This window comes from Micromonospora eburnea (genome assembly GCF_900090225.1).
GTDB lineage: Bacteria > Actinomycetota > Actinomycetes > Mycobacteriales > Micromonosporaceae > Micromonospora > Micromonospora eburnea.
Genome location: NZ_FMHY01000002.1, coordinates 379906 through 400655, shown reverse-complemented (window position 1 = coordinate 400655; position 20750 = coordinate 379906). Strand labels below are relative to the sequence as shown.

General features: G+C 73.6%; 21 protein-coding genes and 1 pseudogene. 9 read left to right on the top strand and 13 right to left on the bottom strand.

Annotation, left to right across the window (positions count from 1 at the left end):
- Nucleotides 1-67: 67 nt before the first annotated feature.
- Both GA0070604_RS02130 and pdxH read right to left on the bottom strand, forming a co-directional pair.
- On the bottom strand, nucleotides 68-1354 hold the full coding sequence (locus GA0070604_RS02130; RefSeq protein ID WP_091113271.1) for an MFS transporter: 1287 nt from the start codon (nucleotides 1352-1354) through the stop codon (nucleotides 68-70).
- The gene (gene pdxH, locus GA0070604_RS02125) at nucleotides 1351-1980 is read right to left on the bottom strand and encodes a pyridoxamine 5'-phosphate oxidase (protein ID WP_091113269.1); all 630 of its coding nucleotides are present in this window, start codon (nucleotides 1978-1980) and stop codon (nucleotides 1351-1353) included. Before pdxH ends, GA0070604_RS02130 begins: the two co-directional genes overlap by 4 nt.
- Nucleotides 1981-2250: 270 nt before the next feature.
- Between pdxH and GA0070604_RS02120 the strand changes: the two genes are divergently transcribed.
- The 4 genes from GA0070604_RS02120 to GA0070604_RS02105 all read left to right on the top strand — a co-directional run bounded on the left by GA0070604_RS02120 (nucleotide 2251) and on the right by GA0070604_RS02105 (nucleotide 7131).
- A complete protein-coding gene (locus tag GA0070604_RS02120; RefSeq protein ID WP_091113266.1) occupies nucleotides 2251-3357 on the top strand; it encodes a citrate synthase 2 in 1107 nt (368 codons plus the stop codon).
- Nucleotides 3358-3703: 346 nt separating this feature from the next.
- A complete protein-coding gene (gene serC / locus GA0070604_RS02115) occupies nucleotides 3704-4831 on the top strand; it encodes a phosphoserine transaminase (protein ID WP_091113263.1) in 1128 nt (375 codons plus the stop codon).
- A 188-nt stretch (nucleotides 4832-5019) separates the two neighbouring features.
- Nucleotides 5020-6105, top strand: a complete 1086-nt coding sequence (gene sepH / locus GA0070604_RS02110; RefSeq protein ID WP_091113259.1) for a septation protein SepH — start codon at nucleotides 5020-5022, stop codon at nucleotides 6103-6105.
- Nucleotides 6106-6144: 39 nt separating this feature from the next.
- The gene (locus GA0070604_RS02105; protein WP_091113255.1) at nucleotides 6145-7131 is read left to right on the top strand and encodes an aldo/keto reductase; all 987 of its coding nucleotides are present in this window, start codon (nucleotides 6145-6147) and stop codon (nucleotides 7129-7131) included.
- Nucleotides 7132-7147: 16 nt separating this feature from the next.
- Here the strand turns inward: GA0070604_RS02105 and thpR are convergent, their stop codons facing one another.
- From thpR to GA0070604_RS34205, 5 genes and pseudogenes are all read right to left on the bottom strand, one after another.
- Nucleotides 7148-7726 carry an RNA 2',3'-cyclic phosphodiesterase gene (gene thpR / locus GA0070604_RS02100; RefSeq protein WP_091113252.1) on the bottom strand — a complete coding sequence of 193 codons (579 nt, stop codon included), beginning with the start codon at nucleotides 7724-7726 and terminating at the stop codon, nucleotides 7148-7150.
- A 14-nt stretch (nucleotides 7727-7740) separates the two neighbouring features.
- Nucleotides 7741-8244, bottom strand: a complete 504-nt coding sequence (locus GA0070604_RS02095; RefSeq protein WP_091113248.1) for a hypothetical protein — start codon at nucleotides 8242-8244, stop codon at nucleotides 7741-7743.
- Between the two features lie 120 nt (nucleotides 8245-8364).
- Nucleotides 8365-9651: an MFS transporter gene (locus GA0070604_RS02090; protein WP_091113244.1), complete on the bottom strand. Its 1287-nt coding sequence runs from the start codon at nucleotides 9649-9651 to the stop codon at nucleotides 8365-8367.
- A gap of 72 nt (nucleotides 9652-9723) precedes the next feature.
- Complete coding sequence (locus GA0070604_RS02085) at nucleotides 9724-10173, bottom strand: MarR family winged helix-turn-helix transcriptional regulator (protein WP_208601959.1); 450 nt, start codon at nucleotides 10171-10173, stop codon at nucleotides 9724-9726.
- A gap of 27 nt (nucleotides 10174-10200) precedes the next feature.
- Nucleotides 10201-10383 (bottom strand): annotated as a pseudogene (locus GA0070604_RS34205) (hypothetical protein); the annotation flags it as partial.
- 14 nt (nucleotides 10384-10397) lie between these two features.
- Here GA0070604_RS34205 and GA0070604_RS02075 point away from each other — a divergent pair.
- Nucleotides 10398-10658 carry a DUF2530 domain-containing protein gene (locus tag GA0070604_RS02075; protein ID WP_091113236.1) on the top strand — a complete coding sequence of 87 codons (261 nt, stop codon included), beginning with the start codon at nucleotides 10398-10400 and terminating at the stop codon, nucleotides 10656-10658.
- Nucleotides 10659-10697: 39 nt separating this feature from the next.
- Here the strand turns inward: GA0070604_RS02075 and GA0070604_RS02070 are convergent, their stop codons facing one another.
- Nucleotides 10698-11537, bottom strand: a complete 840-nt coding sequence (locus GA0070604_RS02070) for a DUF3027 domain-containing protein (protein ID WP_091113233.1) — start codon at nucleotides 11535-11537, stop codon at nucleotides 10698-10700.
- A gap of 85 nt (nucleotides 11538-11622) precedes the next feature.
- Between GA0070604_RS02070 and GA0070604_RS02065 the strand changes: the two genes are divergently transcribed.
- Nucleotides 11623-13224 carry an MFS transporter gene (locus GA0070604_RS02065; protein WP_091113229.1) on the top strand — a complete coding sequence of 534 codons (1602 nt, stop codon included), beginning with the start codon at nucleotides 11623-11625 and terminating at the stop codon, nucleotides 13222-13224.
- Entirely contained in the window at nucleotides 13221-13871 is a 651-nt protein-coding gene (locus GA0070604_RS02060; protein WP_091113225.1) for a futalosine hydrolase, read from the top strand. The genes GA0070604_RS02065 and GA0070604_RS02060 overlap by 4 nt, the downstream gene beginning before the upstream one ends.
- On the opposite strand, the gene GA0070604_RS02055 is transcribed toward GA0070604_RS02060, so the two are convergent.
- Nucleotides 13843-14685, bottom strand: coding sequence for a GNAT family N-acetyltransferase (locus GA0070604_RS02055; RefSeq protein ID WP_244161711.1), 843 nt, complete (start codon nucleotides 14683-14685; stop codon nucleotides 13843-13845). The genes GA0070604_RS02060 and GA0070604_RS02055 overlap by 29 nt on opposite strands.
- A 356-nt stretch (nucleotides 14686-15041) precedes the next feature.
- On the opposite strand from GA0070604_RS02055, the gene GA0070604_RS02050 reads away from it, so the two are divergent.
- The gene (locus GA0070604_RS02050) at nucleotides 15042-15872 is read left to right on the top strand and encodes a 1,4-dihydroxy-6-naphtoate synthase (RefSeq protein WP_091126843.1); all 831 of its coding nucleotides are present in this window, start codon (nucleotides 15042-15044) and stop codon (nucleotides 15870-15872) included.
- Here GA0070604_RS02050 and GA0070604_RS02045 read toward each other — a convergent pair.
- On the bottom strand, nucleotides 15833-16219 hold the full coding sequence (locus tag GA0070604_RS02045) for a cold-shock protein (RefSeq protein ID WP_088997128.1): 387 nt from the start codon (nucleotides 16217-16219) through the stop codon (nucleotides 15833-15835). The two genes, GA0070604_RS02050 and GA0070604_RS02045, sit on opposite strands and share 40 nt — an antisense overlap.
- Before the next feature lie 28 nt (nucleotides 16220-16247).
- A complete protein-coding gene (locus tag GA0070604_RS02040; RefSeq protein ID WP_091113223.1) occupies nucleotides 16248-16871 on the bottom strand; it encodes an HAD family hydrolase in 624 nt (207 codons plus the stop codon).
- A gap of 83 nt (nucleotides 16872-16954) precedes the next feature.
- Here GA0070604_RS02040 and GA0070604_RS02035 point away from each other — a divergent pair, with 83 nt between their 5' ends.
- Nucleotides 16955-19423, top strand: coding sequence for a helicase-associated domain-containing protein (locus tag GA0070604_RS02035; RefSeq protein ID WP_091113219.1), 2469 nt, complete (start codon nucleotides 16955-16957; stop codon nucleotides 19421-19423).
- A gap of 25 nt (nucleotides 19424-19448) precedes the next feature.
- Here GA0070604_RS02035 and GA0070604_RS02030 read toward each other — a convergent pair whose 3' ends face one another.
- On the bottom strand, nucleotides 19449-19685 hold the full coding sequence (locus tag GA0070604_RS02030) for a hypothetical protein (RefSeq protein WP_091113217.1): 237 nt from the start codon (nucleotides 19683-19685) through the stop codon (nucleotides 19449-19451).
- A gap of 112 nt (nucleotides 19686-19797) precedes the next feature.
- Nucleotides 19798-20694, bottom strand: coding sequence for a L,D-transpeptidase family protein (locus GA0070604_RS02025; RefSeq protein WP_091113214.1), 897 nt, complete (start codon nucleotides 20692-20694; stop codon nucleotides 19798-19800).
- Nucleotides 20695-20750: the final 56 nt, after the last annotated feature.

Sequence of the window (20750 nt, the reverse complement as noted above, 5' to 3'; positions counted from 1 at the left end):
GCCCCTTCCTAACACCTACCCCGGGGCAGGAGCGCGGGAGCACGGGGGGAGGGCCCGGGGCGGACGGTCAGGGGCGGGTGGCCGAGCGGTAGCGGATCAGGGCCGGGAAGGCCACCACCAGCAGCACGGCGAGTACGGCCGCGACGAGGCCACCGCCGACCCAGGCGACGCCGGCACCGAAGCCGGCCGCCATGGTGCCGGCCCGCAAATCGCCCAAGCGGGGACCACCCGCGACCACCACGGTGTTCACGCCCTGGAGCCGGCCGCGCATCCGGTCCGGCGCGTACACCAGCAGCATCGACTGCCGCAGCACCGAACTGACCAGGTCGGCGGCCCCGGCGAGGCCGAGCAGCAGCACCACCAGCCAGAGCTGGCGGGCCAGCCCGGCCAGGGCGATCGCGATGCCCCAGCCCACCACGGCCAGCACCAGCGCCAGCCCCTGCCGCCGCAGGCGGCCGATCCAGCCGGAGGTCAGGCCGCCCAGCATCGCGCCGATCGCGATGGCGCTGTAGAGCCAGCCGATCGCGCCACCACCGCCCAGCCGGTCCTGCGCCACCTCGGGAAAGAGCGCCCGGGGCATGGCCAGGATCATCGCGATCAGGTCGATGGCGAACGACAGCAGCAGCACCGGCGTGGTGGCCAGGTAGCGAAAGCCGTCCACGATGCTGGCCAGTCCCGCCTTCCGCGGGGTGCCGTCGCCCGTCGGGTCCGGCTCCGGTGGCATCGCCGGCAGCCGCAGGGTGGCCCAGAGCGAGACGGTGAACAGCAGCGCGTCCACCGCGTACGCGATCGGCAGCCCGACCTCGGCGCGCCAGGTGGCGAAGATCAGGCCGGCCGTGAGGGGCCCGAAGACGGCGGCCGCGGTGAACGTGGTGAAGTTCAGCGTGCTCGCCGCCGGAACCAGCTCGTCCGGCACCAGGCGCGGCAGGATCGCGCTACGGGCCGGCGAGGTGATCGCGAACGCGGTCGACTGCACCGCCACCAGGGCGAGCAGCAGCCCCGGGTTGCCCACCCCGAACAGCGACTGGGCCAACAGGCCCAGGGTCGACGCCCAGAGCAGCCCGCCGGCGGCCAGCAGGACCTGACGCCGGTCCCGGGCGTCGGCGACCGCCCCGCCCCAGAGCCCGAAGAGCAGCAGCGGCAGGAACCCGGCCACGCCGAGCAGGCCGACCCAGAACGAGCCGCCGGTCAGCCCGAAAATCTCCACCGGTACGGCGACCGCGGTGAGCTGGAAGCCGAACATCGCCACGCCGTTGCCGAGCCACACCCGCCGGTACGCGGGCACGCCCAGTGGACGCAGGTCGATCGCCCAGCGGCGCGGTTCGCGCGGCCGGGCCTCCTTCACCCCGGTCACGGGGCCAGCCGCTCGATGACCCAGGTGCCGCCGTCGGTGTGCCGGAACCGCAACCGGTCGTGCAGCCGGCTGGCCCGGCCCTGCCAGAACTCCACCGTCTCGGGGAGCACCCGGAACCCGCCCCAGTGTGGCGGCACGGGGACCGGCTCGACGGCGACGAAGCGCTCGGCGGCCGCCCGGTACGCCGCGTCCAGCGCGGCCCGGTCCGGGATGACCCGGGACTGGGTGCTGGCCCACGCGCCGAGCTGGGAGCCACGCGGTCGGCTGGCGAAGTACGCCTCGGTCTCGGCCCGGTCGACCCTCACCACCCGGCCGGTGACCACCACCTGGCGCTGCATGGGGAACCAGGGGAACACCAGGCTGGCCCACGGGTTGGCGGTCAGCTCGACGCCCTTGCGCGAGTCGTGGTTGGTGTAGAGGACGAAGCCTTCCGAGTCGTACCCCTTGAGCAGCACGGTCCGGCCGCTCGGGCGACCGTCGGCGTCGGCCGTGCCCAGCACCATCGCGTTCGGCTCGGGGAGGGGATACGCCACCGCGTCGGCGAACCAGCGGGCGAACTGGGTGTGCCAGTCCGGCGCGAGATCCGATTCGGAAAGGCCCAGGTCGGCTGCGTATTCGTTGCGCATGGCAGCCGGGGTCGGTGTGTCGCCCGTCACTCTCCACGTCCCTTTCGTCGGGGCGGCCACGTCCCCCGACGCTGGCCACGCCCCACCGACCAGTCTGGTCGAGGCCGTGCGCCTGTCCAGCGATGGGGATGTCGCGTGTAGCACAGTCGCGGTGGGTCGCGCACTCAGTTACTCAGCAGGCAAGATGGCACGAACACATCCCTGAGGGTCGCTGGGGCGCTGGGTTCGGCTGAGCCCGCGCGGGCGCACCGCCGGAAGCCAGGAGACGACATGTCCGACTTCAAACCGGGCCTGGAGGGCGTCGTAGCCTTCGAGACCGAGATCGCCGAACCGGACCGCGAGGGTGGCGCACTGCGCTATCGCGGCGTGGACATCGAGGATCTGATCGGTCAGGTCTCCTTCGGCAACGTCTGGGCGCTGCTGGTCGACGGGCGCTTCGGCCCGGGCCTGCCGCCGGCCGAGCCGTTCCCGGTGCCGGTGCACTCCGGCGACATCCGCGTCGACGTGCAGTCCGCGGTCGCCATGCTCGCCCCGTACTGGGGGCTCAACCAGCTCCTCGACATCGCCGACGAGCAGGCCCGCGAGGACCTCGCCCGGGTCTCCGTGACCGCGCTCTCCTTCGTCGCCCAGTCCGCCCGCGGCCTGGGCCTGCCGGCCGTGCCGCAGAAGGAGATCGACAAGGCCGAGACGATCGTCGAGCGGTTCATGAAGCGCTGGCGGGGTGAGCCCGACCCGCGGCACGTGAAGGCCGTCGACGCCTACTTCATCTCGGCCGCCGAGCACGGCCTGAACGCCTCCACCTTCACCGCCCGGATCGTCGCCTCCACCGGCGCCGACGCCGCCGCCTGCATCTCCTCCGGCATCGGCGCGCTCTCCGGCCCGCTGCACGGCGGCGCGCCGTCGCGCGTGCTCAGCATGCTGGAGGCCGTCGAGCGCAGCGGCGACGCCGAGGGGTACGTCCGGGGCGTGCTCGACCGGGGCGAGCGCCTGATGGGCTTCGGCCACCGGGTCTACCGGGCCGAGGACCCGCGCGCCCGGGTGCTCCGGCGCACCGCCAAGGAGCTGGGGGCGCCGCGCTTCGAGGTCGCCGAGGCGCTGGAGCGGGCGGCTCTGGCCGAGTTGCAGGCCCGCCGCCCGGACCGGGTGCTCGCCACCAACGTCGAGTTCTGGTCGGCCGTGGTGCTGGACTTCGCCGAGGTGCCGGCGCACATGTTCACCTCGATGTTCACCTGCGCCCGGATGGGCGGCTGGTCGGCGCACATCCTGGAGCAGAAGAAGCTCCAGCGGCTGGTCCGCCCGTCGGCCCGGTACGTCGGCCACGGCCCGCGCAAGCCGCAGCAGGTCGACGGCTGGGACGCCATCCCGCACGGCGTCTGACATCCCACGCCCGTCGAGCCCCGCCCGGTCCCCCGGGCGGGGCTCGCGCTTTTCCGCCCGACGCGAGATCCGCACAAACCTCACCGCAGGTGTCCCCTCACGCAGCCCGGAGCCAGCACGTTCCCGAAGAGTGCGCGGATCCTGCGCGGCGGGGATGTGTTCGACGCCTCACCTCAGAGGGCGGGACCAGCCGCCGGGGCGGGTCGCGCGGGTGCGAGGATGAAGGCCGGCAGTGCCGCCGGACCGGGCTCGGATCCCGGCCTCCCCGCGCGCTCACGCGCGGCCGCCGTCGGTCCGCGCCCGCACAGAGGGCCGTCCCCGCCCACGCGGAAGGATCGAGACAACCGTGGCTGACGCAGCGACCATCCGGATTCCCGACGACATCAAGCCCGCCGACGGGCGCTTCGGCTGCGGGCCGTCCAAGGTCCGTCCGGCGGCGGTCTCCGCCCTCGCCGACGTCGCCACCAGCTACCTGGGCACCTCCCACCGGCAGAAGACCGTCCGCGACCAGGTGGCCCGGCTGCGCCGGGGCATCGCCGAGTTCTTCTCCCTCCCCGAGGGCTACGAGGTGATCATCGGCAACGGCGGCACCACCGCCTTCTGGGAGGTCGCCACCTTCGGCCTGATCCGCGACCGGGCCCAGTTCGCCAGCTTCGGCGAGTTCGGCGCGAAGTTCGCCAAGTCGGTCAAGGACGCCCCGTTCCTGGGCGAGCCGACCATCCGCAAGGCCGAGCCGGGCACCGCGCCGACCCTGGTCGCCGAGGCGGGCGTGGACGTCTACGCCACCCCGCACAACGAGACCTCCACCGGCGTGGCCGTGCCGATCGGCCGGGTGGCGGGCGCCGACGAGGGCTCGCTGCTGCTGGTCGACGCCACCTCCGGCGCCGGCGGCCTGGAGGTCAACGTCGGCGAGACCGACGTCTACTACTTCGCCCCGCAGAAGTGCTTCGGCTCCGACGGCGGCCTCTGGCTGGCCCTGATGTCGCCGGCCGCGCTGGCCCGGGCCACCGAGATCAAGGAGTCCGGCCGCTACATCCCGGCCTTCCTCGACCTGGTCACCGCGATCGACAACTCGCGGCTGGAGCAGACGTACAACACCCCCGCGCTGGCCACCATCTTCCTGGCCGCGGAGCAGACCGACTGGATGAACACCCAGGGCGGCCTGGCCTGGGCGGCCAAGCGCACCGCCGAGAGCGCCGCCATCGTGTACGGCTGGGCCGAGCGGGCCGGGTTCGCCACCCCGTTCGTGGCCGACCCGGCGCTGCGCTCCAACGTGGTGGCCACGATCGACTTCGCCGACGGGGTGGATGCCTCGGCGATCGCCAAGGCGCTGCGCGCCAACGGCATCGTGGACACCGAGCCGTACCGGAAGCTGGGCCGCAACCAGCTGCGCGTCGCGCTCTTCCCGGCGGTCGAGCCGGCCGACGTGGAGGCGCTCACCGCGTCCATCGACTACGTGGTCGAGCGACTCTGATCACTCGGTGACGGTGGGTGGTCGTCGCTGCTTCCGCGACCACCCACCGTGATCATCGCCGCAGCTCAGTCGCGACATGCCGGGTGTCGCATCCCCCACCTTGGGGTAGATGAGCGTACGGTGGTGCGAGACGCCCGGGTGGCCGGCTCGTGGCGTGACGGCCAGCGAAGCGGGACGGAGGCAAGCACATGCGCCCAGTACGCTTCGTCGCCCTCTCCGAGGACGGCCAGGCTATGGTGCTCGCCGACGAGGTCGGGCGTCTGCTCGCCCTGCCCATCGACGAACGCGTCACCGGGGCGCTGCACGCCGAGCCCGGGTCGGCACCCCTCGCGGTGGTGCCGAGTGCCGCCGACCCGACGCCCTCCCTCTCTCCGCGGGACATCCAGGCCCGCATCCGCGCCGGCGAGTCCGCTGAGGACGTCGCCCGGATCGCCGGCGTCCCGGTCGACCGCGTCCTGCGCTACGCGGGCCCGGTGCTCCAGGAGCGGGCCATGCTCGCCCAGCACGCCCGGCGGACCCGACTCAAGGGCGCGGAGAAGCCGACCCCGCTGGCCGAGGTGGTCAACGGCCGGCTGGCCCAGCACGGGATCGACACCGAGAAGATCTCCTGGGACGCGTACCGGCGGGACGACGGCACCTGGCGGATCATCGCCACCTGGCCGTCGGGCAAGGCCACCGCCCAGGCGGTCTGGGACCTCGACAAGACCCGGCAGCACGTCGCCCCGCACGACGACATGGCGCAATATCTCTGCGCCGAGCGGCCGACGCCGATCCTCGGCCAGGAGCCGGCACCGGAGCGGGGCGGTCACGCGCTGCCCGGCCCGTCGCGCGGCGAGCCGAGCCGGGGCGGGCACGGCCTGCCGACGCCCGCCGAGCACGCCCGCCCGGGGCGGGACCCGATCCGCGCCGGCCGGGACGCCCTGCTCGCGTCGCTGGACCGGCCGCTCGGCTCGACCTCCGGTCGCGGGCTCGAACCACGCACCCCGGCTGCGCTGGCCGGGCCGGAGGCACCCCGTCAGCGCCCGGTCAGCGGGGGCGCGGCAGCGCTGCTCGGTGGCGGCCCCGGGTCCGCGTTCGACGACGACTCGGACGCGCCGAAGGAGGTCCCAGCCGTACCATCGCTGGCCGTGCTCCGGCCGCGTCGCACCGGCGCGGCGGCGGCAGCCGGCGGCGGCAGCGAGTCCGCCGAGGCCGGCGGCAAGCCGCGCAAGCGGCTGCCGAGCTGGGACGATGTCCTGTTCGGCAGCGGCCCGGCGGCCCGCGAGTCGTCCTGACCGTAGGCACTCGAAGTCCTGGCGTGCCAGGGTGAACCCATGGAATACACGAACCTGGGACGTACCGGTCTCTCGGTGAGCCGGCTCTGCCTCGGCACCATGAACTTCGGGCCGCAGACCGACGAGCCGGACAGCTTCGCCATCATGGATCGGGCGCTGGAACACGGCATCAACTTTTTCGACACCGCGAACGTCTATGGCTGGAAGCTCGGCGAGGGCGTCACCGAGCGGATCATCGGCCGCTGGCTCGCCCAGGGCGGCGGGCGCCGCGACAAGGTCGTCCTGGCCACCAAGGTGTACGGCAGGATGGGCGAGTGGCCCAACGACCAGGGCCTCAGCGCCCGGCACATCATCCGGGCCTGTGAGGATTCGCTGCGCCGGCTCCAGACCGACACCATCGACCTTTACCAGATGCACCACATCTCCCGGGCCACGCCGTGGGAGGAGATCTGGCAGGCCATGGAGACCCTGGTCGCGCAGGGCAAGGTGATCTACGTTGGATCGTCCAACTTCGCCGGTTGGCACATCGCCCAGGCGCAGGCCGCGGCGGGCCGGCGCAACTTCCTCGGCCTCGTCTCCGAGCAGTGCATCTACAACCTGATGACCCGGTACGTCGAGCTTGAGGTGATTCCGGCCGCGCAGCATCACGGGCTGGGCGTCATCCCCTGGTCGCCGCTGCACGGCGGCCTGCTCTCCGGCGTCATCCGCAAGATGGCCGAGGGCGGCGCGGCCCGCAGCGCCAGCGGCCGATCGGCCGACGCGCTCGCCGCGCACCGCCCCACCATCGAGGCGTACGAGAAGCTCTGCGCCGACCTGGGCCACGACCCGGCCGACGTGGCGCTGGCCTGGCTGCTCTCCCGGCCGGGCGTGACCGCCCCGATCGTCGGCCCGCGCACCGTGGACCAGCTCGACCGGAACCTCACCGCGCTGGAGGTCGACCTCGACGAGGCGACCCTGGCACGCCTCGACGAACTCTTCCCGCCCCTCGGCAACGGCGGCCCCGGCCCCGAGGCCTGGGCCTGGTGAGGCGGAGCTGGTCCGGTCAGATCGGCCAGGCGGCCAGGCGGTCGTAGGTGGGGCGGGGGCCCGGGTGGCTGCGGACCAGCACCAGCTCCGCCGCCGGCCACTCGGGGCCGAGGTAGGCGTGCAGGATCTCCCGATCGGCCAGCACGTCGGCACGGTCGACCCGGTCGCCGGGGCGGGCGATGGTCAGGTGGGCCCGGAACGGCTTCTCGTCGTGCGGCAGCTCGGCGCGGCGCAACCCGAACCGGATCAGCCGGACCAGCACCGCCAGCCCCTCGACGTCGCCCTGGACGTCCACCCAGAGCACGGTGAACCGGCCCCGCCCGAAGCTGCCCCCGCCCCCGAGCCGGAGCCGCGGCGAGCTGTCCCGGCCGCCCCGGAACGTCTCGGCGGCCAGGCCGAGCGCGCTCTCCACGTCGACCAGCCGGTCCTCGGGCACGTCGCCGAGGAAGGCCAGGGTGAGGTGGGCGTTGGCCGGGTCGGCCAGCCGGACGTTGGTGCCGGCGGCGGAGGCGGCCCCGATCCGCAGCCGGGCCACCTGGGCGGCGAGGTCGTCGATCGCCGGCCGGGGTGGATAGACCGCGACGAAGAGCCGCACCGGAGGTCGCCCGGTCAGCGGTGCCGCTGGTGGTGACCGGGGCGGGCGGCGGGCAGGGTGAGCCCGGCGGCGTGCAACTGCCCCTCCACCCGTACCCGCTCGATCTCCCGGTCCACACCGTCCAGCTCAGCCAGGTGCTCGGTGATGCCCAGCGCTCGGCAGGCGGCGCGCAGCCGCTCGTCGTACGCGTCGATGACCGCGCCGTGCCACACCACGGAGCGGTCGGCGGCGGCGAGCCGGTGGCCGCCGAGCCGGCGCAGATCGGTGGCGAGCTGTTGCAGAGGACGCCGGTCCGCCCGGTCGAGCTCGGTGAGGTCGATGTCGCGGGTGAGGGCGTCTGCCTCAAGGGCCCGGTCCAGCCGGGCGATGGTACGCCGTTCCCGCCGCTGTTCGCGCCATTCGGCCCACTTGCAGACCACCCGGTCGAGGATCTCGTCGGCGCAGAAGATCAGCGCGAAGACGGCGGGAAGGCAGCAAACAGCGAGGATTGCCAGCACCAACAGTAGTCCCCGCGCCACGTACCGACGCTAAGGCCCATCGTCGCGGCCCGCCACCCGAATGGGCGGATCGGGCATCTACGAATACGCCGAGGACCGGTCCCCGGGGCGGGAAACCGGTCCTCGGCGATGGTTATCGGGTCATTCGGCGCCGGGCGACACCACGTAGAAACGGGGCATGGGCAGCACCCGCATCCGCAGCCGGGCACCGGAGCGGCGCAGCTGCCAGGTGAGCGCGAGGAGCGCGGCGGCGAGCGAGATCAGGCCACCGATCCAGATACTCGCCCCGGCGCCGAAGGTCTCGGCCACCCAACCGATGATCGGCGCACCGACCGGGTTGGTGCCGAGGAAGACCAGCACCCAGAGCGCCATCACCCGACCCCGGAAGGCGGCGTCGACGCTGAGCTGAACCCGTTGGTTGGCGGCCTGGGCGAAGAAGACCATGAAGAACCCGGTCGGCAGCAGCAACGCCACCACCAGCCAGTACGCCGGGGCGAGCCCGACCAGGGTGCCGAACGCGGCGCAGCCGACCGCCGCACCGAGCACCAGCCAGACGGACGGGCGGCTGCGCCGCCCGGTGCCGGCCAGGGCACCGATCAGCGCGCCGACCGCGAGCGCGGTGCTGAACAGGCCGAACGAGGCGGCACCGGTGTTGAACACGGTCTTGGCCAGCGCGGCGAGGGTGAGCTGGAAGTTGAACAGGCTCATCCCGATCACCGACATCAGCGCCATCGGCAGCAGGATGTCCGGCCGGCGCCCGACGTACCGCAGGCCGTCCACCACCCGGGCCTGGTCGCGCTCGCCGGCCGGCGGCAGGTCCTTGCGGTGCAGCTCGGAGGTACGCATCCGGACCACGTTGACCAGCGGCGCGATCGAGCTGAGTGCGCTGAACAGGAAGACCGGCCCGACGTCGAAGGCGGCGATGGCCAGACCGGCGGTGGCCGGGCCGACTATCCGGGCCGAGTTGAAGGTGGCCGCGTTGAGCGAGAGCGCGTTGGGCAGCAGCGGCACGCCGACCAGCTCGGAGACGAACGCCTGCCGGACGGGGGTCTCCACCGCGTTGGCGACGCCGAGCAGGAGGGCGAACGTGAAGACGTGCCAGAGCTGCACCAGCCCGGTGATCACCAGCAGGCTCATCACCAGCGCCAGCGCGGTCCAGAACGCGTTGGCGACGAAGAGCAGCATCCGCTTGTCGTACCGGTCGGCGAGCCGGCCGGAGAGCAGCGTCAGCAGCAGTACGGGGGTGAACTGCAACGCGGTGACCACGCCGAGCGCGGTGGCGGAATTGTCGCTGAGCTCAAGGACGAGCCAGTCCTGGGCGATGAACATCATCCAGACGCCGATCAACTTGATCAGCTGTCCGGTGGCGAAGAGCCGGTAGTTTCGGACTCGTAGGGACTGGAACATCGTGCTCAACTTCGCCCGCACTCTTGGTGCGCCTCCTCGCGTCGGTACGCCTCATCCACGCCGGACGGGGCGGAGAGCACGACGCGTCGTGGCTCAGGCGCGAGCGATCCCCTGGAGGATGTTGGCGGCCCGCCGCAGCGTGTCGCGTTCCTCCTCGGTGAGCGCGGCCAGCCGGTCGGCCAGCCACTCGTTGCGGGCCCGCTCGAACTGTTCGAGCACGGCCCGCCCTCCCTCGGTCGCCGCGAGGATGACCTGCCGGCCGTCGGTCGGGTGGGGGGTGCGCTGCACGAGGCCGCGCTCCTCCAGCTTCGCGACGATCTTGGTCATCGTGGGCGGCTGCACCCGCTCGACGTCGGCCAGCTCCCGGGGCGTCAGGGCACCGGCCAGGTTGAGGCTGGTGAGCGCCGAGACCTGGGTGACCGTCAGGTCGCCGACCGGGCGGGCCTGTCGGACCCGTCGGTTGAGTCGGGTGATCGCATCACGCAGCTGGGGGGCCAGCTGCGCCGGTGGCACGCGTTTCGCCGTCACCGTCCGCTCCGTCACACTAGTTAGCTTAACTAATAAGCCTGGCTAACGACATGCGATATGACCAGACTCACCAGAAGATCGTTTTGTCCCGCGTGGGAACACCACGGACTCGATCGGCCCGCGCGGGAAGTACAGGATGAACAACAACGCCACGACGTACAACAGGGGGTGGATGTCAAGGGCGTTACCCCTGGCCAACCTGATCACCACGGGCGTGCGCACGCCCGTATGCTGTGCCCGTGTCCCAGGAGCAACCGCCGCGGCCCGAGCCGCTCGACCCACCGATGGTGCCGTTCGCCGTCGCCGGGCTGATCGCCTGGGCGGTGGTCGGGCTGGTGCTGCTGGTCTTCTTCCGCGGCTGGCTCACCGAGCACGGGCATCAGAACTGGCTCTGGACCTGCCTGGCCGGTTTCCTGTGGGGCTTTCCCGGTCTCGCCGTGATGATGCGGCACGACGCCAACCGGCGCCGCCGCCGGGAGGCCGCCGCCCGCCGTGGCTGACCGCCGCCCGCCGTGGCTGACCGTCGGTCGCAGCGACCGTCAGGGGTGGCCGTACGGCTCGGCCGGCTCGGCCGCCTCCACCGAGCCCGGGGCCCGGCTTACCGACATCGCCTCGACCGCGCTGTCGTCGTAGACCGTGGGCAGCTCGTCGACCGGGGTCTCGGCCGTCTCGGCCAACGTCTCCGAGTGCGCGCCACAGCCGTGGTCGGCGCTCACCACCCGGCCGTCGTCCGGGGCGTAGAAATTGCCGCAGGCGCCGAAGGACTGCCGCAGCGCGCCGGCGAGCGGCAGATAGAAGCCGCAGGTGCCGCAGCGGGCGGCGGCCGGCGCGGCCACCGAGATCGCGGCATCCGGGCCGTGGTCGCCGTCGTACCAGCGCTGGGCGGCCTCTGAGCGCCCCTCCCGGGACAGCACCCGGGGACGGCCCAGGCCCAGCTCCCACGCGGTCTCCTCAACCGCCGGGTCGTCGGAGAGCACATAGCCCGGGGCGAGGCGCTCGTCGTCCGGCGGGGTCGGCAGCAGGTCGCCCGGGCCGAGGTCGCCCGGCTTGAGCCGCTCCTGCCACGGCACCCAGCCGGGGGCGAGCAGCGCGTCGGGGCCCGGCAGCAGGACCGTGTCGCAGATCGTGACGTGCCGGCTGCGCGGCACCCGGGTCACCGTCACGGCCCAGCGCCAGCCGCGGTAGCCCGCCAGCCGGCACTCGAAGTAGTGGGTGACGAGCCGGTCGCCCTCGGCGACGGCCTGGAGGTGCTCGCCGACGTCGGCGGGGTCCACCTCGGTGATGGCGGCGCGGGCCACCTCGACGGCGGCGGCGCACACCTGGTCGAGCCGGGGAGCGCGGGCGGAGGCGGGCCTGGTCACCTGCCCATTGTTCCCCATGCCCACGGTCGACTGACAGGCACTCCCCGGAGTCGTTCTACCGGGTGGCGGAGCGCGCGTGGATCAGATGGGCGAGGATGGACACATGCCGCCGTCCTCCCGCTCCGGCCGGTCCGCCCTCGGGCGGGCCGTCGGCACGGGCATCCGCGCCACCCGCCTGCTGCTACGCGGCTCGCTGCATGGCGGTCGATGGATGACCCGACGGGCCGGATCGGCCCGGGCCCGCAGCGCCGGCAACGAGGTGGGCATGGTCCGCCTCTTCGACCTGCACGCCCTCTCCTGCGCCGGGGACACCCTGATCGCCATCGGCCTGGCCGGGACGATCTTCTTCGACGTGCCACTCGGCGAGGCCCGCAACAAGGTCGCGCTCTACCTGCTGGTGACCATGGTGCCGTTCGCCATGCTCGCCCCGGTGGTCGGGCCGCTGCTGGACCACTTCCGGCACGGCCGCCGGTACGCGCTGGCGACCACCATGCTCGGCCGGGCCTTCCTCGCCTGGCTGATCTCCGACTACCTCGGCAGCTTCGGGCTCTACCCGGCGGCGTTCGGCGTGCTCGCCCTCTCCCGGGCGTACGGGGTGGCCCGCTCGGCGGCGGTGCCGAGGCTGCTGCCGGAGGGCCTGGGGCTGTCCCAGGTGGGCGCCCGGGCGAGCGTCTACGGCACGGTGGCCGGTGGCCTGGTCGCCCCGCTCGGGCTGGCCGCGTTCTGGTTCGGGCCGCAGTGGTCGCTCCGGGTGGCCTCGCTGATCTTTTTGGTCGGCATGGTGATCGCGCTGCGCCTGCCGCCGAGGGCGGATTCCGAGCCCCCGGAGCGGGTGCCGCAGCCGTTCCGGGCATTGCGCCGCCGGAACGGGGAACGCCCGCTGGGCCGGGGCCGACCCGCCGGCCGCCTGGTGATCGCCACCGTGATCGGCGCGGCGGCGCTGCGCGGCGTGTACGGCTTCCTGCTGCTCTTCCTGGCCTTCGCGATCAAGGCCGGCGACCTGACGACCGACTTCTTCGGCCGGGATCTGGGCGCACAGGGCGCACTCGGCCTGGTCGGTGGCGCACTGGCGGTGGGCACCTTCCTGGCCACCGCGGTCGGCACCCGGCTGCGTATCCACCGGCCGACCGCGATCCAGTCCAGCGGCATGATCATCGTGGCCGGGGTGGCGGTGCTGGCCGCGCTGAAGTTCTCGCTCCCCATGGTGGCGTTGTTCTGCCTGGTGACGTCCCTGTTCAGCGGGATCGCCAAGCTCGCGGTCGACGCCTCGATCCAGGAGCGGATCCCGGAGCGGCTGCGGGCCAGCTCCTTCGCCCACTCGGAGACCGCCCTCATGCTCGCCTTCGTGGCCGGCGGCGGGCTCGGGCTCGTCCCGTTCACCGGCCGGATCGGGGTCACCGTCGCCGCCAGCTTCGCGGCGCTGGTGGGCGTACGCGGCGTGCTGGTGGCCAGCCGGCTGCGCAAGGAACGCCTGATCGGCCGGTCCCTCGGCGACGACGAGCTGGCCGACGAGCGGACGGAGGAGCTGGCCGACCCGGCCCCCACCTCGCCGGCCCCGACGTCGGGCGGTACGCCCACCACCGAGCTGGACGAGGCGTTCGCGCCGCCCGGCTTTCACATCTACCGTCCCTCCTCCTCCACCGTCGGCGGGCCGGGCGGCCTCGACGAGGAGAACCGGCGGGAGCCACGGGGGCCGGTCGGGTGACCGGACTGCTGGTGGTGACCGCCGTACCCGCCGAGGCGGAGGCGGTCCGGGCGGGCCTGACCGACCCCACCGTCACCGTCGCGCCCGTCGGGGTGGGCCCCGCCGTGGCCGGGGCCGCCACCGCCCGGCTGCTCGTGCTCGCCGAGGCGGCCGGTCGGCCGTACCGGGCGGTGGTCAGCGCGGGCATCGCCGGCGGTTTCGTCGACCGGGTGGCGGTCGGCGGCACGGTGCTGGCGACCCGCAGCGTGGCGGCCGACCTGGGCGCCGAGTCGCCGGAGGGCTTTCTCCCGCTGGAGGAGCTGGGCATGCCGGCGGACCTGCTGGGCGTCGGCAGCGTCGTACCCGCCGACCCGGGGCTGCTGGACGCCCTGCGTACCGCCCTGCCGGCGGCCACGGTCGGCGCGGTGCTCACGGTCAACACGGTGACCGGCACCGCCGCGAGCACCGCGGCCCTCGCCGCCCGGCACCCGGACGCGGTGGCGGAGGCCATGGAGGGGTACGGCGTGGCCGTCGCCGCCGCGCAGGCCGGCGTGCCCTTCGCCGAGCTGCGTACGGTGTCCAACCCGATCGGGCCCCGGGATCGGGGATCCTGGCGGATGCGGGAGGCGTTCGCCGCCCTCACCGCCGCGGCGGCCGCCCTCCGCTGACCGGCCGTTCCAGCAGCAACGCGGCGGGCCGCCTGCACTCCAGCTGGAACCCGCACGCGAGCAGGAAGTCGATGGCACCGCATTCGACGGCCACCGCGTGAACGGAGCCGATGCCGGCCCGGTCCATCTCGAGCGAGAACGCGTCGACCAGCCGACGCCCGATGCCCATCAGACGATACGCCGGCGCGACGAGCACCCCGTCGAGTACGAGCTCGCGCTGGCCGACCGGATAATGCCCGATCAGCAGGTCGACGCTGCGCTCGTGTGCCCGAAGCTCGCCGACCAGTTCCCCGCCGGGCCGCTCGGCGACGAAACACCAGGAGGTCGACGGGACTGCCGGGTCGACGTACCGGCGGACGGTGCTGTCCCGCCGCACCTGATCGCGATGCCGCTGCCGATCCCGCGCGTCACGGTCCAGCGCATATGTCACGGCCGGCAGTGGAGGCCAACGCTCGGGCGGGACGTTGTACCAGTGCGCCCACCAGGCGCCCGGCCAATCGCGGGGCTCGCGCACCTCGCGGGCCTCGAGGTGCGCCGGAGGGTGCCGCCCCGCCGCGTCCCGCAGTTCCTCCTGGGCAACCGGATCGAGCTCAGCGGAGGCCGCGGGCGAGATCGTGATCCGGCCGGCCACGGCGCCGACGAGACGTTCGATGGTGCGGAAGCCCGGGTCGGGCGACCTCCCGGACTCGATCCGCGCGATCGTCGCCTGCGGCACCCCGGATTTTCCGGCCAGTTCCCGTTGGCTGAGGTCGGCCGCCCGGCGCAACGCGCGCAGGGTCGCCGCCAGATCCGTCAGAGGCTCCGCGTCGGTCACCAGCCCATGCTCGGCCGCGCCTCGACACCAGTCCAACCCGCGAGTATCCACCTGTGGAAAACGCTGTGGAAAACGTTCCTGGCTGGGGATGAAGTGCTTGCTTACTCGCTACGAACTTGATGACGTCAACGACTCAACGGCGCCCCGGCTCGAAGCCGGCAGCGACCAGATCGAGCCCTGACGAAAGCCCCTTCGACCGCGATTCATCTACGTCATCAAGTTTGTAGCGAGTGAAGCTCCGACCCGCCAGGACCGCCGTGAGCCGTGAGCCGTGATCCGGGGTGTCGCGGTGACGGACCGGCCGTGGTGGGACCGGGGTGGTGGGCAGTCCGCGGGACGGGGTTACGGTGGGGGACGTGGCGCTCTCCCTGGCGATCTCCCCCTGCCCCAACGACACCTTCGTCTTCGATGCCCTGGTGCACGGCCGGGTGCCGGGCGCGCCCCCGGTCGAGGTGACCTACGCCGACGTGGACGTGACGAACACGGCGGCCGAGCGCGGTGCGTTCGACCTGGTGAAGGTGAGCTACGCGGCACTACCCTGGCTGCTCGACGACTACCACCTGCTGCCCTGCGGCGGCGCGCTGGGCCGGGGCTGCGGGCCGCTGGTGCTCACCCGGGGCGACCGGACCGACCTGTCCGGCGCGACCGTGGCGGTGCCCGGCGAGCGGACCACCGCGTACCTGCTCTTCCGGCTCTGGGCGGCGGAGCGCCCGCCGGCACGGATCGAGGTGGTGCCGTTCCACGAGATCATGCCGGGCGTCGCCGCCGGCCGGTACGACGCCGGGCTGGTGATCCACGAGGCCCGGTTCACCTACCCCCGGCACGGGCTGACCGCGCTGGTCGACCTCGGCGAGTGGTGGGAGGGCGACACCGGTCTGCCGATCCCGCTCGGCGCGATCCTGGCCCGCAAGGGCGCGGTCGACCCGGTCGAGGCCGCCGCCTGGATCCGCGAGTCGGTACGCCAGGCGTGGGCCGACCCGGAGGCCAGCCGAGGCTACGTCCTCGCGCACGCCCAGGAGATGGAGCCCGACGTGGTGGACCGGCACATCGCCCTCTACGTCAACGACTTCACCGCCGACCTGGGAGAGGCCGGCTTCGCTGCCGTCGAGGCGCTGCTGGGCCGGGCCGCCGACGCCGGGCTCGTCCCTCAGACCTCCAGCTCGCGCGCCACCGCGTGGACCAGCTGAGCGATCTTCTGCGCGGTCTTCCGGTCGGGGAAGCGACCCCGGCGCAGGTCCGGCTGGACCTTCGCCTCCAGCACCTTGATCATGTCCTCGACCAGACCGTGCAGCTCCTCAGCCGGCCGGCGGCGCAGCTCCGCCACGGACGGCGGCGCCTCCAGCAGCTTCACACCCATCGCCTGCGCGCCGCGCCGGCTGTCGACCACGCTGAAATCGACCCGTTGGCCGCCCTTCAGGTCGGTGACGCCCGCCGGCAGCGCGCCCTTGGGCAGGAACACGTCGCCACCCTCATCACTGGTGACGAACCCGTATCCCTTGGCCGCGTCATACCACTTCACTCGACCCGTCGGCACCTGACAACCTCTGCTTCGCTCGAGACAACTACCCCCTCAAGGCTAGCCGGATGATCCGGTCCAGCGCCGCCGGGAATCCGCTGAGATCATCCAGAACCGTGTGCGCTCCGGCGGCCAGCAGTTCGTCCTGCGTACACGGCCCGGTCGCCACTCCCAAACCTGGGATTCCCGCGGTTTTCGCGGCCACCATGTCCGCCACGTGATCCCCGACGTAGAGGGCCGCGCCGTGCTCCCGCAGCGCGGTCGCCTTCTGCTCGGCGAAGAGATCCCCGGCCAGCTCGTCGACGGCCAACCCGAGGTGATCCAGGTGCAGCTTCGCCAGCCGGCCGATCTTCGAGGTCACCACCATCACCCGCCCGCCACGCGCGTGCACCGCCTCTAGCGCGGCCACCGCGCCGGGCATCGGCAGGGTCGGGGTGATCGCGTACGCCGGGTACAGCTCGCGGTAGGCGGCCACCGCCTCCTCCACCCGCTCCGGCGGGAACCAGTGGGCGAGTTCCGTACGCAGCGGCGGGCCGAGCCGCGACACCACCACGTCCGCGTCCACCGGCACGCCGGTACGCGCGGACAGCGCCCGGTACGCGGCGGCGATGCCGGGGCGCGAGTCGACCAGGGTCATGTCAAGGTCGAAACCGACCATCAGTGAGGGCATGCCGAGAACCTACCCGCCCAACCTGACCGAGCCGGACGTCCGAGGGGCGCGACGCCCCCCGACCGGGCTAGCGTGGTACGACGATGACCACCTCACTCGCCGACCGTCTGCGGGCCCTTCCCGACGAGTCCCTGGCCGCCCTCCTCCAGCTGCGGCCGGACCTCGTCGTACCGGTGCCGGCCGACGTCTCCGCCCTCGCCATCCGGGCCCAGTCGCGGGTCTCCGTGGCCCGGGCCCTCGACGGGCTGGACCAGTTCACCCTCCAGATCCTGGACGCCGCCCGGCTCACCCGTGATCCGGAAGGCGGTGGCACCGCCACCGACGCGATCCTGGCGCTGGCCACCACCGGCCCACACCCGCCCGCCCCGACCGCCGTCCGGCGCGCCGTCGACCGGCTCCGCGCGCTCTTCCTGCTGCACGGCCCCGAGCACGACCTGCACCTGGTGGACGGGGTCGACGAGGTCTCCCCGTACCCGGCGGGGTTGGGCCGACCGGCGGCGGACCTGGACCCGCGGACGGCGGCGCTGTGCGCGGACCCGGCGAAGCTGCGGCGCACGCTGCTGGCCGCGCCGCCCTCGGCCCGGGCGATCCTGGACCGGCTCGCCGCCGGGCCACCGGTCGGCACGGTGCCCCCGGGCGCGCTCGACGCCCCCGCCACCGGCGCCGAGGACGAGCTTCCCCCGGACCAGACCAACGGCGGCGCGCCGACCGGCTCACCGATCCGCTGGCTGGTGGAACACCGGCTGCTCGTCCCGGTCTCGGGCGGCCGGGGCAGCGCCGTCGAACTGCCCCGCGAGGTGGGTCTGCTGCTGCGCCGGGACAGCGGTCCGCTCGGCCCGCTGCGTACCGACCCGCCCGTGGTGGCGAGCCCGCCCCGGGAGCCGAAGGCCGTGGACTCCGCCGGGGCCGGACAGACCATGGAGGTGGTACGCCACACCGAGGCGCTGCTGGAGAGCCTGGCCGCCGAACCGGCCCCGGTGCTGCGCTCCGGCGGCGTCGGCGTACGTGACCTGCGCCGGCTGGCCCGGGGGCTCGGGCTGGACGACTCGACCACCGCGCTGCTGTTCGAGGTGGCGTACGCGGCCGGGCTGGTCGGCGAACTTGACCTGACCGGCACCGCCACCACCCGGTACGGCGGCGACCAGCAGATCCTGCCCACCGGCGGGTACGAGGTGTGGCGGGCCGGCTCACTGGCCCAGCGCTGGGAGCAACTGGCCCGGGCCTGGCTGACCATGACCCGCCAGGTGGGCCTGGTCGGCCAGCGCGACGACCGGGACCGACCGATCTCGGTGCTCTCCGCCGAGGCGGAACGGGCCGGCGCCCCGGCCGCCCGACGCGCGGTGCTCGCCGTCCTGGCCGACCTGGCACCGGCGACCGCCCCGACCCCCGACGAGGTGCTGGAGTCGCTGGACTGGCGGGCGCCCCGGCGGGCCCGGGGCCGGGAGGCCGCGCACCGCGAGGTGCTGGCCGAGGCGGCCCAGCTCGGGGTGACCGGGCTCGGCGCGCTCACCTCGTACGGGCGGCTGCTGCTGGCCGACGTGACCGAGGCCGACGAGCGGGCGGAGGACCCGCTCGGGCTGCTCTCCGACACCGAGTCGGACGAACCGTCCACCGCCGTACGCGCGCTGGACGCACTGCTGCCCGCCCCGGTCGACCACTTCCTGCTCCAGGCCGACCTGACCGTGGTGGTGCCCGGTCCGCCCGACCCGGGGCTCGCCGCCGAGCTGGACGTGGTGGCCGAGCACGAATCGGCGGGCGGGGCGAGCGTGCACCGGGTCACCACGGCCAGCGTCCGACGTGCCCTGGACGCCGGCTACTCGGCCGACGACCTGCACGCGCTGTTCCGCCGCCGCTCGCGTACGCCGGTGCCGCAGGGGTTGACGTACCTGGTGAACGACGTGGCCCGCAAGCACGGCGGGCTGCGGGTCGGCTCCGCCGGCGGGTACGTGCGCAGCGACGACGAGGCGCTGCTCACCGAGGTGCTGGCCGACCGGCGGCTGGAGCAGTTGGCGTTCCGCCGGCTGGCTCCGACGGTGCTGGTCACCCCGTACCAGGTGGGGCGGATGCTGACCGCGCTGCGCGACGCCGGGTACGCGCCGGTGCCGGAGGATGCGAGCGGCTCGGCCGTGCTCTCCCGGCCGAAGACCCGGCGGGCGCCGGCCCGGGTGCCGGTCGCCAGCCGCGGCCTGGACCCGCTGGCCTCGCCGAAGCTGCCCCTGCCCCGGCTGCTCGGGGTGGTGGAGCAGATCCGCCGCGGCGACGCGGCGGCGCGGGCGGCCCGGCGGGCCCCGGCGGTGGTCCGGGGCGGCACGGCGCGCATCGGCATGGTGCCCGCGCACACGCACAACGACGCGCTCGCCGTGCTCCAGCAGGCGGTCCGCGACAAGGCGCTGGTCTGGGTGGGATACGTCGACGCGCACGGGGCGACCGCGTCCCGGCTGGTCCGCCCGGTGTCGATCGGGGCGGGCTACCTGCGCGCCGAGGACGAACGGACGGAGATGATGCACACCTTCGCGCTGCACCGGATCACCGCGGCGGTGCTGGAGGAATGAACGTGCCGGTCGGGCCCCGGCCCGCTCAGCGGCCGTTGTGCCGGATCATCTCGACCACCGAGACGGCGAGCAGCAGCCCGAACGCCGCGCCGGCCGCCTCGCCGACCGAGTCGACGAAGCCCTGCCGCTGCACCAGCAGCCCGAACAGGAACCAGCCGAGGATGCCGACGGCGGCGATCGCGTATCCGATCAGGGCCGCCGTGGAGACCTCGCCGCCCGGCGCCCGGTCCTCCTCGCGAAGTACGTCGTGGTCGACCGCCATCGTCCGCCCCTCCCGCCCCACTGGACCCCGGTTCCCAGCGTGGCACCGAAAAGGACTCTCGGACAGGGGATAAAACCCGGATCCGCGCCGGTCGGTCGGGGATACGGGCGGCTCAGGTGCCGGGACGGTGGCCGAAGACGACCACCCGGGTGCCGACCGAGCCCAGCTCCCAGAGCCGGACCGCGTCCCGGTGCAGCAGGTTGACGCAGCCGTGCGAACCGATCGACTTGTTGTGCAGGTACGTGGTGGTCTCGTGGAAGCCGATCCCGCCGTTGAACTGCTGCCAGTACGGCAACCACACCTCGTACGGGTTGGACCACTCCTTCCGGTTCCGCCAGCCGACCCGGTAGGTGCCGGTCGGGGTGGCGTACCCGGCCATGCCGGTGCGGGTGACCGTCGGGCCCATCACCACGTTGCCGTCCCGCATCGCCCAGACGGTCTGCCGGGTCAGGTCGACGCAGAAGGTCAGCCCGGAACCGGCCTTGCAGCGGCTCACGTCGGTGCTGGCCAGCCGCCGCGCCACGTCGTACGTGGTGGTGCCGGCACGGCCGGCGGCGGGGCTGATCCCGTACCTGAGCTGGAACTTCTTGATCGCGGCGCAGTCGGCGGCGGACTGTTTCCCGTCCACGGTCACCGTGCCGAACCCACCCAGCTTGGCGAGGCTTTCCTCCACGGCCCGCTGGTGCTCGCCCTGCGGGCAGCCGGTGAACCCGGAGGCGCTCGGCTTCGGCGCGGCGGCGGCCGTCGTCGTCCGGCTGGGCTTCGGTGTGGCCGGCCCGCTGGGCTTCGGTGTGCCCGGCCGGATCGGCTCCGCCGACGGGGATCCGGTCGGCTGGCCCGGTGTGGGTGCGGGCGCGCTCGCCCCCGATGCTGTCTCCGTCACGCCGACGGGTGTCGGGGCGGCCGCCCCGACGCCGTCGCCCTGCGCATCGAGCGCACACGCACCCACGCCGACCAGCACGACCGTGGCCAGGGCGACGACCCGAACCGTGAGTCGGACACGCTTCATGGACCCTCCCCCTGGACAGGTGTTCCCTTCGTAGACGTGTGAGGCCCATGTCGCGT

Coding starts and splice junctions, on each gene's coding strand:
- GA0070604_RS02065 (WP_091113229.1), top strand. CDS start 11,623: ATGCCGCCGTCCTCCCGCTCCGGCCGGTCCGCCCTCGGGCGGGCCGTC.
- GA0070604_RS02070 (WP_091113233.1), bottom strand. CDS start 11,537: ATGGGGAACAATGGGCAGGTGACCAGGCCCGCCTCCGCCCGCGCTCCC.
- GA0070604_RS02035 (WP_091113219.1), top strand. CDS start 16,955: ATGACCACCTCACTCGCCGACCGTCTGCGGGCCCTTCCCGACGAGTCC.
- GA0070604_RS02040 (WP_091113223.1), bottom strand. CDS start 16,871: ATGCCCTCACTGATGGTCGGTTTCGACCTTGACATGACCCTGGTCGAC.
- sepH (WP_091113259.1), top strand. CDS start 5,020: ATGCGCCCAGTACGCTTCGTCGCCCTCTCCGAGGACGGCCAGGCTATG.
- GA0070604_RS02120 (WP_091113266.1), top strand. CDS start 2,251: ATGTCCGACTTCAAACCGGGCCTGGAGGGCGTCGTAGCCTTCGAGACC.
- GA0070604_RS02025 (WP_091113214.1), bottom strand. CDS start 20,694: ATGAAGCGTGTCCGACTCACGGTTCGGGTCGTCGCCCTGGCCACGGTC.
- GA0070604_RS02105 (WP_091113255.1), top strand. CDS start 6,145: ATGGAATACACGAACCTGGGACGTACCGGTCTCTCGGTGAGCCGGCTC.
- GA0070604_RS02030 (WP_091113217.1), bottom strand. CDS start 19,685: ATGGCGGTCGACCACGACGTACTTCGCGAGGAGGACCGGGCGCCGGGC.
- pdxH (WP_091113269.1), bottom strand. CDS start 1,980: ATGCGCAACGAATACGCAGCCGACCTGGGCCTTTCCGAATCGGATCTC.